The organism is Bradyrhizobium sp. P5_C11_2 (assembly GCF_054049755.1).
The window spans coordinates 39,898-51,794 of the sequence record NZ_JBFULT010000004.1; the positions used below are offsets into that span (position 1 = coordinate 39,898).

Below are 11,897 nucleotides of genomic sequence, written 5' to 3' on the forward strand. Positions count from 1 at the left end.
ACTGGCTTAATCGCCTTCTGGGGTCCGGCATGGAAGATCTGAAGGACGCCCGCGTCCTCGTCACCGGCAGCGACGGCTTCATCGGCTCGCATGTCGTCGAGGAACTGGTGAAGGCCGGCGCTCGCGTCAAGGCGGTCGTCTACTACAACTCCTTCAACTCCTGGGGCTGGCTGGACACGGTACCCGCCGACATCATGAAGTCGGTGGAGGTGGTGGCCGGCGACATCCGCGATCCGCATTTCATGATCGCGGCCGCCAACGGCTGCACCGACGTGCTGCACCTGGCGGCGCTGATCGCGATTCCCTTCTCTTATGTCGCGCCCGATTCCTACGTCGAGACCAATGTGCGCGGCACGGTGAACGTGCTTCAGGCGGCACGCATGGCCGGCGTGCGGCGCTTCGTGCAGACCTCGACCAGCGAGGTCTACGGCACGGCGCAGACAGTTCCGATCAAGGAGAGCCATCCGCTGGTCGGACAGTCCCCCTACTCGGCCTCGAAGATCGCCTCCGACCAGATGGCGCTGTCGTTCCACGCATCGTTCGACATGCCTGTCGTCGTCATCAGGCCGTTCAACACCTACGGCCCGCGGCAGTCGGCGCGCGCGGTGATCCCGACGATCATCAGCCAGATCGCAACCGGCAAGCGGACGATCCGCCTTGGCGCCGTCAGCCCGACGCGCGATTTCTCGTTCGTCACCGACACCGCACGTGGCCTGATCGCGGGCCTCACCGCGCCCGCGGAGCAGGTCGTCGGCCAGACCATCAATCTCGGCAGCGGCTTTGAGATCTCGGTCGGCGCGACCGCGCAGATGATCGCCGATGTCATGGGGACGGCGATTGAGATCGAGACCGACGAAGCGCGCTTGCGTCCCGCCAACAGCGAGGTCGAGCGGCTCTGGGCCGATAACTCGAAGGCTCGCCAGCAGCTCGGCTGGAGCCCGGAGTTCGGCGGCGTCGAAGGCATGCGGCGTGGCATGGTCGAGACCGTGAACTGGTTCACCAATCCCACAAACCTCAGCCGCTACAAGGCTGATGTCTACAATGTCTGAGGAGATGGTGGACAATCCCGTGACCAGATCAGACTTCGAGCCGAAGACGATCGTCGATGCCGTGCGGCGCGCGGTGGGAACGCCGAACGGAATCCTCGGCCTGCACGAACCGGTGTTTGCCGGCAACGAGATCGCCTACCTCGAGGAATGCATCAAGAGCACCTTCGTCTCCTCGGTCGGCCCGTTCGTCGACCGGTTCGAGCGCATGCTGGAGGAGGTCACTGGAGCCAAACGCGCGGTCGCGGTCGTCAACGGCACGGCAGCGCTGCATGCCTGCTTCCGCCTCGCCGGCGTCGAGCCGGGCGACGAGGTGATTTCGCCGGCCCTGACCTTCATCGCGACGACGAACGCGATCGCCTATTGCGGCGCGACGCCGCATTTCGTTGACAGCTCGCTCGAAACGCTCGGCATGGACGCGCGCGCGCTCGCGGTGCGGCTCGATGCGATCGCGGAGAAGACGGCAACGGGCACCATCAACCGCGAAACCGGCCGGCGCATCGCCGCGATCGCCCCGATGCACACGTTCGGCCACCCCGTAGATCTGGACGCGATCGCCGCACTTGCCGACGAATGGGACATCGCGCTGGTCGAAGACGCAGCGGAATCGCTCGGCTCGACCTACAAGGGCCATGCGGTCGGGTCCCGGGCGCGCCTTGCCGCGCTCAGCTTCAATGGCAACAAGATCGTCACCACAGGGGGCGGTGGCGCGATCCTTACCAATGACGAAGAGCTCGGACGCCGCGCCAAGCACCTGACCACGACGGCGAAGCTGCCGCACAAATGGGCCTTCATCCACGACGAGGTCGGCTTCAACTATCGCTTGCCGAACCTGAACGCCGCGCTCGGTTGCGCGCAGCTCGAACAGCTCGACGGGTTCCTCACAAGCAAGCGCAAGGTCGCTGCGGCCTATCAGCGCGCCTTTGCGGACATTCCCGGCGTCCATTTCGCGCGCGAGCCGAAGGACACGACGAGCAATTACTGGCTGAACGCGATCCTGCTCGACGAAACCCATGCCGACCGGCGCGACGACTTGCTCGCCGCGCTCAACGACGCCGGCTTCGGCGCGCGTCCGGTCTGGACCTTGATGCACAAGCTGCCGATGTTCGCCCAAAGCCCGCGCGGCGACCTTGCGACCGCCGAATCGATCGAGCGGCGGCTGATCAACCTGCCCAGCAGCGCCAGCATCAGGGTCAGCGATGAATAATGCCGCGCGCAAGATTTGCTTTGTTACCGGCAGCCGCGCCGACTTCGGCCTGCTGGTCTGGCCGATGCGCGCGATCCGCCAGACGCCTGGCCTGAAGCTTCAGCTCGTCGCCACCGGCATGCATTTCGCGCCGGAGTTCGGCTACACTTTCGACGCCATCCGCGACGAGGGTTTTGAGGTCGACGAGTGCGTCGAGACGCTGCTCAGCAGCGACACCGGCGTCGGCGTCGCGAAATCGGTCGGGCTCGGCGTGATCGGCTTTGCCGATGCCTTCGCGCGGCTGCAACCGGATCTCGTGGTCGTGCTCGGCGACCGCTTCGAGATGTTTGCGGCAGCCCAGGCCGCGATGTTCATGCGACTGCCGATGGCGCATCTGTTCGGTGGCGACGTGACCGAGGGCGCGGTCGACGAATCCACGCGCCACGCCATCAGCAAGATGTCGCATCTGCATTTCACCAKCAATCAGGGCTCGACGCAGCGCCTGACCCAGCTCGGCGAGCATCCGTCCCGCATTCACACCATCGGCTCGGTCGGCATCGACGCCATCAAGCATCTCGATCTGATGGACCGCGACAGCCTTGGCCGCGCGGTTGGGATGCCGCTCGGCGAACGCAATGCGCTCGTCACCTTCCACCCGGTCACGGTCGAGGCCGGCCGCTCGATGGCCGAGCTGGACGAGCTGTTCGCGGCCCTGTCGGCGCTCGATCCGGCCTTCGGTCTGGTCTTCACGCTCGCCAATGCCGATGCCGAGGGCCGTGCGCTGAACGGCCGGATCGAAGCCTTTGCGGCGACCCGGCCGAACACGATCGCAGTCGCCTCGCTCGGCCAGCTCCGCTATCTCAGCCTGATGAGCCAGGTCGATGTGGTGATCGGCAACTCCTCGAGCGGCATCCTCGAAGCGCCGTCATTCGGCGTTCCCACGGTCGACATCGGCGATCGTCAGAAGGGACGCGAGCGCGCGGCCTCGGTGTTTCACGCGGCGCCCGAGCGCGGCGCGATCACCGCCGCCATGTCGCAAGCGCTCCAGCGCGGCCGGCAGGCCACCGTCAACCCTTACGGCGACGGCGAATCCAGCCGGCGATTTGCCGACATCATCGCCGGCATCCCCGATTTCAGGCCGCTTCTCGCAAAGGGCTTTTACGAGCTTCCGGCAAGTGGAGCGCTGACATGACGACGAATACGCTGATCATCGCGGAAGCCGGCGTCAATCATGACGGCAGCCTGGAGAAGGCGCTGGCGCTGGTCGATGCGGCCGCCGAGGCGGGCGCCGACATCGTCAAGTTCCAGACCTTCAATGCGAAGGCGCTGGCGGGCGGCGCGGCGAAGAAGGCAGACTACCAGCAACGCACCACGGACGCCGCCGAGAGCCAGCTTGCCATGCTGGAACGGCTCGAACTGCCGCAAGCCGCGCATCACACCCTGATTGCGCGCGCCGAGCAGCGGGGCATCGAGTTCCTGTCGACACCGTTTGACGACGCCTCGCTCGCCTTTCTGCGGTCGCTGAAGCTGGCGCGCGTCAAGATCGGATCGGGGGACCTTACCAATGCGCCGTTGCTGCATGCGGCGGCGCGGTCCGGCGCCACGCTGATCCTGTCGACCGGCATGGCGACGCTCGGCGAGATCGAGGAAGCGCTTGGCGTACTGGCTCATGGCTACGGCCAGCGCAACGATCCGGCCAGCATTGCCTCCTTCCGCGCGGCATGGCGCGATCCGGAGGCACGCGCGGCGCTGACGCGGCACGTCAGCCTGCTCCATTGCACCACCGAATATCCCTGTCCGACCGGCGACGTGAACCTCGCCGCAATGGCGACCATGCGATCCGCGTTCCAGCTTCCAGTCGGCTATTCCGATCACACTGACGGTTTCGAGATTTCGGTGGCCGCGGTTGCGCTCGGCGCCACGACAATCGAAAAGCACCTGACGCTCGACCGCAAAGCGCCCGGTCCCGACCACGCCGCCTCGCTCGAGCCGGACGACTTCAAGCAGATGGTTGCGGCCATCCGCAACGTGGAACGTGCGCTCGGCGACGGCGTGAAGGCGCCGAAAGAATCCGAGATCAGGAACGTGCCGGTCGCGCGCAAGAGCATCGTGGCGGCGCGGGCGCTGAAGGCCGGCGAGACCATCGGCCCGGCCGACATCACCGCCAAGCGGCCCGGCGCGGGCCGGCCGCCGATCGACTACTGGTCGCTGATCGGAACGGCGGCGCCACGGGCGCTCGAACCGGACGATCCACTCTAGCTCTGTGGCCGTGCCGGAATTCCGCGCAGCATGGACCCTTGCGGGCATGAGGCGGTGACGACGGAGCCCATCGCGACGAGCGTCTCGCTGCCGATGGAAATATGATCCCTGATCCGGCTACCGAGACCAATAAAGCAATCGTCGCCGATCTGCGCGCCGCCGCCGACCACGGTTCCCGGCGACAGATGCGTGTAGTCTCCAATCCGCACATCATGCTCGACGACGACGCCCGAGTTGACGATGCAGTGATCGCCGACCCAGCTTCGCGCATTGACGATCGCACCCGGCATGATGACGACGCCCGCACCGATCCTCGCCGATGGAGAGACGAACGCATGCGGGTGAATGACCGACGCCCAGCGGTTGACTTGCATTCGGGCGATCATCCGCCGTCGCGCAGGCCCCGCCTGAAGCGTTCCGACTCCGACGACGAAGGCCGCATTCGGATAGTTCGGCGCGGCGGCGTCGGTTCCGAGATAGCTGATGTCGCCGAGCGTTCCCGGCTGGCGATCGAGGAAGCCGACGAGCTTGAACTGGCCGGACAACAGCGCCGCCTCGTAGACCATGAAGGCATGCTCGCCGCCGCCTATGATGATGAGATCGTCCATCGCGATTCCCCTGCGCCGGGCGATCCTAACGGCCGGACCGCGGGTCTTCAAACCACCGATTCGTGCCGCGAAACGCTGAGGTTAACGGGCCCGCCCGGGGAGGCCGGCCGGGGTTGACGCCGCCTCTCGCAGCCGCGATATAGCAGACTCAGCCGTGGGCCGCCCCCGATATCTGGCGTATACGAGGCAGATTGCCATGAAATCCTGGCGTAAGGCCATCGTCGGAGCGCAGGCGACCGTGGGCGAGGCCATTGCCGCGATCGAGAGCGGCAGCATCCAGATTGCGCTCGTTCTCGACGACCAGAATCGCCTGCTCGGCGTCGTCACCGACGGCGACGTCAGACGGGGCCTGCTGCGCGGCATTCCGCTCGCCGGACTTGCAACCGACATCATGAACCGCACGCCGGTGTCGGCGCCCGCGACGCTGCCGCGCGACGACCGCCTGCACCTGATGCGGCAGAAATCGATCAAGCAGCTCCCGCTCGTCGACGAGGGCGGCCATCTGATCGTGGTCGAGACGCTCGATGAGCTGCTCGAACCGCGCCATTATCCGAATCCAGTCCTGATCATGGCGGGCGGGCTCGGCGAGCGCCTGGGCGCGCTGACGCGCGAGGTGCCGAAGCCGATGCTCAATGTCGGCGGCCGGCCGCTGCTCGAAACCATCGTCCGCAACGTCGTGCAGCAGGGCTTCGGCAACATCTTCATCTCGGTCAATTACAAGGCCGACATCATCAAGGACCACTTTGCCGATGGTGCCGCCTTCGGCGCCAACATCGCGTATGTGCACGAAACCGAGCGCCTCGGGACCGCCGGCGCGCTCGGACTCTTTCCGACGCTGCCGGACCTGCCGATGATCGTCACCAACGGCGACATCCTCACCACGATCAATTACGCCTCGCTTCTCGACTTCCACAACGGGACAGCGGCGGAAGCGACGATGGCCGTGCGCGAGCACAAGGTGCATGTCCCGTATGGCGTGGTTTCCACCTCGGACGGGTTTCTCCAGACCATTCGCGAGAAGCCGACCGAGAGCTGGTTCGTCAGTGCCGGCATCTATGTGATCGGCAGCTCCGTGTTCGGCCATGTCCCGCCCGGCGTCAGGATCGACATGCCGACCGTGCTGGAGCGCGTGATCGCCAGCGACGGGCGCGTCGCGGTCTACCCGATCCGCGAATACTGGCTCGACATCGGCCGCATGGAGGATTTCGAGCAAGCGCACGCGGAGTTTCATGAGGTCTTCCTGTGACCTCGACAAAAGCCGTCGTGATCGGCCTCGGCTCGATCGGAACGCGGCATGCGCGGATCCTGCGCGAGCTCGGTCTTGAGGTCGCGACCGTCAGCCGCCGCGACGGCGGCGACTACGGTTCGATCGCACAGGCTGTCGCGGACGCGCATCCCGACTACGCGGTGATCGCCACCGAGACCGCGCGCCATGCGGACAATCTGCAAGAGCTCGCCCAGGCCGGATTCCACGGCACGGTCCTGGTCGAGAAGCCGCTGTTCGCATCACCGGCGCCGCCACCGAAATATCCGTTCGCCCATGTCAGCGTCGGATACAATCTGCGCTTCCACCCGGTGATGACGGCACTTGCCGAGAGATTGCGCGGGCGCGAGGTGATCACCGTCGCCGCCTATGTCGGCCAGGACATCAGGGACTGGCGGCCCGGCCGCGATCATCGTGCGACCGCCTCCGCCACGGCCGACGCCGGCGGCGGCGTGCTGAGGGATCTCAGCCACGAACTGGATTATCTCTTGTGGCTGTTCGGGCCGTGGCATCGCGTCGCAGCGCTGGGCGGCGCCTCCGGCGCGCGCGACATCGACGTCGACGACCATCTCGACCTGCTGCTCGATATGCAGCGGGCGCCATCCGTCCACGTCCACATGGACTATCTCGACCGCCAGGGCATCCGCCGCATTCGCGTCAATGTCGACGACGACACCATCGAGGCCGATCTCGTCGGCAGCCGCCTCGCGGTCAACGGCAAGGCGACGGACATCGCCAGCGAGCGCGACCAAAGCTATCGCGACATGCATGTCGCGGCCATGCGTGGCGCGAGGCCGGTCTGCTCGCTGCCCGAGGCGCTCGGGGTCGTGCATCTGATCGACGCCAGCGAGCGCGCGTTGCGCACCAAGACGTGGATCTCGCCATGAGTCTCGTCTGCACGATCTGCGCGCGGGGTGGCTCGAAGGGGGTCGTCGGCAAAAATGCGCGCGATCTCCTCGGCAAGCCGGTGCTCGCGTGGAGCATCGAGCAGGCGCGCGAAACCGGCCTGTTCCAGGCGATCGCCTTCAGCAGCGATTCGGACGCCCTGCTCGACGCGGCGCTGCAGGCCGGCGCCGACATCGCGGTCAAGCGTCCGGACGAGATGGCGACCGATACCGCGCCGAAGCTGCCGGCGATCCGCCATTGTCTCGAACAGGCCATCGCGCGAACGGGCGTGACGCCGGAGATCTTCGTCGATCTCGACGTCACCTCGCCGCTCAGGCTCGCCTCCGATATCACCGGCGCGGTGGCGTTGTTGCAAGACAGCGGCGCGCGCAATGTCATTACCGGCGCGCCGGCGCGCCGCTCGCCCTATTTCAACCTGGTCGAGCAGCGCACCGACGGCAGCGTCGGCCTCTCCAAACCTGCGGAGCCTCCGATCACCCGCCGGCAGGATGCGCCGCGCTGCTTCGACATGAACGCGTCGATCTATGTCTGGCGCGTCGCGCCGTTCCTGGCGCAGCCCGCGGTATTCTATCCGGACACTCGCCTGTTCGAGATGCCGGAAGAGCGGTCGATCGATATTGATTCGGATCTCGATTTTGCGTTGGTGGAGCTGCTGCTGCGCCAGCGACAGGCGGCCTGAGGGGGCTTAAGCGATGACCACGAGCTTCAAGGCTCTGTTCGATCTGACCGGCCGCACCGCCGTCGTCACCGGCGGCTGCGGCATTCTCGGGCGACGCTTCGCCGAGGGCCTCGCCGAGTTCGGCGCCAATGTCGCGATCGTCGATCTCGAGCAGGCCTCGACCGATGCGGCGGCAGTCGACGTGACGTCACGCCATGCCGTCCGCGCCAGAGGTTATGGCTGCGACATCACCGAGCCCAGCTCCGTGCGCAACACGGCCGATGCGATCGAAGCCGACCTGGGACCGGTCTCCATCCTGCTCAACAATGCCGCGAGCAAGACCCGCGATGTCGATGCGTTCTTTGCGCCGGTCGAGACGTTCTCGCTGGACACCTGGCGGGAGATCATGGCGGTCAACCTCGACGGCATGTTCAACGTCGCGCAGGTGTTCGGCGGCCGAATGGCCGAGCGCGGCTACGGCGCCATTGTGCAGACCGCCTCGATCTACGGCCTGATGGCCCCCGACCAGCGCATCTACGAAGGCTCCGAATATCTCGGCCGCGCCATCAATACGCCTGCGGTCTACACGGCCTCGAAGGCTGGCGTGATCGGACTGACGAAGCACCTCGCCACCTACTGGGCGGCGAAAGGCGTTCGCGTCAATACCCTCACCCCGGGCGGGGTGGAGAGCGGGCAGAACGAGACCTTCAAGGCGCGCTACGGCGCCCGCATTCCGCTCGGCCGCATGGCCCGCGCGGACGAGATGGTGGGGACGATGCTGTTCCTGGTGTCGGATGCTGCGTCCTACGTGACCGGCCAGAACATCGCCGTCGACGGCGGCCTGAGCGCCTGGTAGCAAAATACCAATGATCAAGCGCCTGGTCCAAAATACGGTGATTTCGGCGCTGGCCTTCGGCGTGGCCGCGTTGCTGGGCCTCCTCGTTATCCCGCTGATCATCCGGACCTGGGGCGTGACCGAGTTCGGCCTCATCGTCATCTCGCGGCTGCTGCTGCCCGGCGGCATGATGGCGGTGCTGGACCTTGGCCTGTCCGAGGTCGCCACCCAGGTCGTCGCGCGCGCGCGCGAGCATCGCAACTGGACGCAGGCGAGCCACCAGATCACCTTTCTGGGGATCGTCTCCATTGCCCTCGCCTTGATCCTGAGCGCCGTCATCTGGCTCACGACGCCACTGCTCGTGAGTGCGATGAAGGTCGACGCCGCGCATCTGGAGACGTTCACGCGGATCATGCACTACACGGCGCTCGCGAATCTGCTCTTCGTTCCGGCGCTGGTGTGGGAAGGGACCGTCAAAGGCTTCGAGCGCTACAACCTGCTCCGCGTGGCGGAGGTCACGTCAACGGCGGCCTATGTCGGCCTGACATTCGCGGCATCGTGGAATGCGGCAGGCTTCGAGATGGTCGCCTACGTCTATCTCGGCACGCTTGCAGCCCGCGCGATCGTCATCGGGATCGCCGCGTTTGTCGGCCTGCGGCACAAGCACGTGCGATTGCTGCCGTGGACCCCTGATGTCCGGCGGGATCTCCTGCATCGCTGCCTGCTGCTCTTGCAGGGCAAGCTGATGGGCGGCATTTCCGGGCCGCTTCAACCGTTTCTGATCGGACTGCTGTTCGGACCCAAGGCCGTCGGCACCTACGACGCGCTGGTGCGATTGTCGCGCGTTTCCAAGGTCGTGGTCAGCCTGCTGACATCCGCCCTGCTGCCTGTCGCCAGCCGCCTCGATGAGCGCGGCAGCACTACCTCGTTCCAGCGCCTCGGCGACCTCGGCCTCATCATGATGCCGATGTTTGTGGTGCCGCCGCTTGCCGCAACCGCGATCCTTTCGCCCGAGATCATGAACATCTGGATCGGTCCTCTTCTTGCGCCCTACGCGTTCTGGATGGGCCTGAGCTTCCTGGTTCCGATCTGCGCGCAATATGTGGCGATCGGCAGCCTGATCTTCCTGACGCGGCCCGAGGTGCAGGCCCGGCTCAACACGCTGATGGCGATCCAGCTGCTGATCTGGGCGCTCGTCTCCGCCGCGACATTGCATCTGTTCGCAGAACGCGCCCTGATTCTCGGCCAGGTCATCGGCAGCATTGCCGTCCTGCCCTGGCAGCTTGGAGAGCTGCGCAGCGCACTCGATCTCGATCGCAATCGCTTCGCGCGGGCGATCGGAACCCAGCTCGCAATCCTGGTCCTGGCAAGCATTTTTCTAGCAGCAATTGCAGGTTACATTCGGTTCGACAGCGTGCTAAAGCTCGCGCTCGGTTCCATGGTTTTCTGTCTAATCACCTGGGTGCTTCAATACTTTATGGTGCTCGAGAAGCGGCACCGGACTGTATTCCCCGCGGTCGGACAACTGATGGGACTGACATCCAAAAGCAGTTGAATGAACATCCACGCGACAGACACGAAAGCCGTCACAGATTTCGCTCCGGCATCGTTGTCGGACAAGGCAACGGCGTATGCACTGGATGCGGCCAGGAGCATCGGCCGTCTCGCAATGCGCCGTGTGCGCACCGCTGACGTCGTCGATTCCGAATACAATCTGACGCACTGGCAGCGAATGCTCTCGGAAAAGCCCTGGACGAAAGCCGCGAGCATCGGCGAATTCCTGGTCCCGAAGAATTCCGCGCAACAGCTTCGCAAGGTCGACAATCGGATCTGCAGGGTCCCGGCGGACGACTATTACAGCTATCGCGCTCGAGCCCTCGGCGAACTGCTGGCGCGCCACACGGGCGGCGCCACGGAGATCGTCGAGCTCGGCACAGGCTGCGGCGTCAACCTGCTGTCGCTTCACCTCAATCATCCTGACTGGAAGCTGCGCGGCTTCGACATCGCGCCGAACGGGATCGCCGCGGGCCGCGAGATCGCCGCGCACTTTGGCCTGTCCGACCGGATCTCGCTCGACAGGATCGACCTCACCGACGGTGYCGATCCAAGCTATTCCGCGATCAGGGACCAGGTCGTCTTCACCTATTTCTGCATCGAGCAGATTCCTTATGACGTGCGCAAGGTGGTGGACAACATCATCGCGGCGGGGCCGAAGCGCGTCATCAACATCGAGCCGACGACAGAGCTCCTGAACCTGGCAAATCCGCGGGATATCGTCAGCTTCCTCTACATCCGTTCGGTCGACTACCAGACGCAGCTGTTCTCGACCCTGGACGATTACGAGCGACAGGGCCGCGTCCGCATCTTGGCCCGTGAACGGATGCCGTTCGCCCCGACGATCCACAATGATGGTTTTTTGTATTGCTGGGAGCCCACATGACGACCATCAACACGACGGCCGATCGACCTGCCCCCAAGAAGGCGAAGGTGAGCCAGTTCCGCCGCCTGCTGTGGCATGTTAACCGCACCGACCTCGGATGGGTGCTCAAGGCGGCTCTGACCGGGCTGCAATTGCCGGCCCGCGCCAAACGCGTCGCGCTCCTGAAGCAGCTTCCCGCAAAGCCCGAATGGGCCGCGGCGAGCCGCAAGCTCGACCAGGACGGTTATGTCGACGTATCTGCGCTCGTCGATCGCAGTCTCGCGGAAGCCGTCGCATCGTTCGCCGACGGCAAGGTCAGCCGGCTCAACGAGCTCGTCGGCCGTCAGAAGGAAGGGCACAAATCGTTCTGGGTCAGCCTGCTCGACGAAGACCTCGTCAACGGCGCCTTTGCGACCGACCACCCCTTCGTTCGAAACGCGCTCCAGCCGGCTGCGCTGCGCATCATCGGCGACTTCATGCACGACCTGCCGCAATTGTCGGACGTGGTGCTGACGTTGTCGCAACCGACGCCCAACCAGGCGCTGAGCTTCTCCCAGTTGTGGCATCTCGACCACGACGACAAGCGCGTCTGCAAGCTCTTCATCTATCTGACCGACGTGCAAAACACCGCCGACGGTCCGTTCACTTTCATCCCGGCCGGGCCGTCGAAGGCATTTCGCAACACTCTCAAGAGCCACATGAGCGACGCGCAGGTG

The 11,897-nt window shown here is 65.3% G+C and carries 12 protein-coding genes; 11 read left to right on the forward strand and 1 reads right to left on the reverse strand.

Annotation, left to right across the window (positions count from 1 at the left end; all coding sequences use genetic code 11):
- The first annotated feature begins 29 nt into the window (after positions 1-29).
- Genes ACXJL8_RS00985 through neuB form a run of 4 tightly spaced genes read left to right on the forward strand, consistent with a single transcriptional unit; the run spans position 30 to position 4,491 of the window.
- On the forward strand, positions 30-1,049 hold the full coding sequence (locus tag ACXJL8_RS00985) for an NAD-dependent 4,6-dehydratase LegB (protein WP_456620927.1): 1,020 nt from the start codon (positions 30-32) through the stop codon (positions 1,047-1,049).
- A gap of 19 nt (positions 1,050-1,068) precedes the next feature.
- Positions 1,069-2,253, forward strand: coding sequence for a LegC family aminotransferase (locus ACXJL8_RS00990; RefSeq protein WP_456620926.1), 1,185 nt, complete (start codon positions 1,069-1,071; stop codon positions 2,251-2,253).
- A complete protein-coding gene (neuC, locus tag ACXJL8_RS00995) occupies positions 2,246-3,424 on the forward strand; it encodes a UDP-N-acetylglucosamine 2-epimerase (RefSeq protein ID WP_456684486.1) in 1,179 nt (392 codons plus the stop codon). The genes ACXJL8_RS00990 and neuC overlap by 8 nt, the downstream gene beginning before the upstream one ends.
- Positions 3,421-4,491, forward strand: a complete 1,071-nt coding sequence (neuB, locus tag ACXJL8_RS01000) for an N-acetylneuraminate synthase (protein WP_456620924.1) — start codon at positions 3,421-3,423, stop codon at positions 4,489-4,491. The genes neuC and neuB overlap by 4 nt, the downstream gene beginning before the upstream one ends.
- Here neuB and ACXJL8_RS01005 read toward each other — a convergent pair.
- Positions 4,488-5,099 (reverse strand): acetyltransferase, encoded by a 612-nt coding sequence (locus tag ACXJL8_RS01005; RefSeq protein WP_456620923.1) that lies wholly within the window; start codon positions 5,097-5,099, stop codon positions 4,488-4,490. The genes neuB and ACXJL8_RS01005 overlap by 4 nt on opposite strands.
- A gap of 196 nt (positions 5,100-5,295) precedes the next feature.
- Between ACXJL8_RS01005 and ACXJL8_RS01010 the strand changes: the two genes are divergently transcribed.
- The 7 genes from ACXJL8_RS01010 to ACXJL8_RS01040 all read left to right on the forward strand — a co-directional run.
- Complete coding sequence (locus ACXJL8_RS01010; protein WP_456620922.1) at positions 5,296-6,345, forward strand: nucleotidyltransferase family protein; 1,050 nt, start codon at positions 5,296-5,298, stop codon at positions 6,343-6,345.
- Complete coding sequence (locus tag ACXJL8_RS01015; RefSeq protein ID WP_456620921.1) at positions 6,342-7,250, forward strand: Gfo/Idh/MocA family protein; 909 nt, start codon at positions 6,342-6,344, stop codon at positions 7,248-7,250. The genes ACXJL8_RS01010 and ACXJL8_RS01015 overlap by 4 nt, the downstream gene beginning before the upstream one ends.
- Positions 7,247-7,948: an acylneuraminate cytidylyltransferase family protein gene (locus ACXJL8_RS01020; protein ID WP_456620920.1), complete on the forward strand. Its 702-nt coding sequence runs from the start codon at positions 7,247-7,249 to the stop codon at positions 7,946-7,948. Before ACXJL8_RS01015 ends, ACXJL8_RS01020 begins: the two co-directional genes overlap by 4 nt.
- Before the next feature lie 13 nt (positions 7,949-7,961).
- Positions 7,962-8,783, forward strand: coding sequence for an SDR family oxidoreductase (locus ACXJL8_RS01025; protein ID WP_456620919.1), 822 nt, complete (start codon positions 7,962-7,964; stop codon positions 8,781-8,783).
- A gap of 10 nt (positions 8,784-8,793) precedes the next feature.
- Positions 8,794-10,317, forward strand: a complete 1,524-nt coding sequence (locus ACXJL8_RS01030) for an oligosaccharide flippase family protein (protein ID WP_456620918.1) — start codon at positions 8,794-8,796, stop codon at positions 10,315-10,317.
- Positions 10,318-10,431: 114 nt separating this feature from the next.
- Positions 10,432-11,202 carry a class I SAM-dependent methyltransferase gene (locus ACXJL8_RS01035; protein WP_456684487.1) on the forward strand — a complete coding sequence of 257 codons (771 nt, stop codon included), beginning with the start codon at positions 10,432-10,434 and terminating at the stop codon, positions 11,200-11,202.
- Positions 11,199-11,897 (forward strand): hypothetical protein (locus ACXJL8_RS01040; protein WP_456684488.1); only part of this gene is annotated, 699 nt, incomplete at its 3' end. The genes ACXJL8_RS01035 and ACXJL8_RS01040, both read left to right, overlap by 4 nt.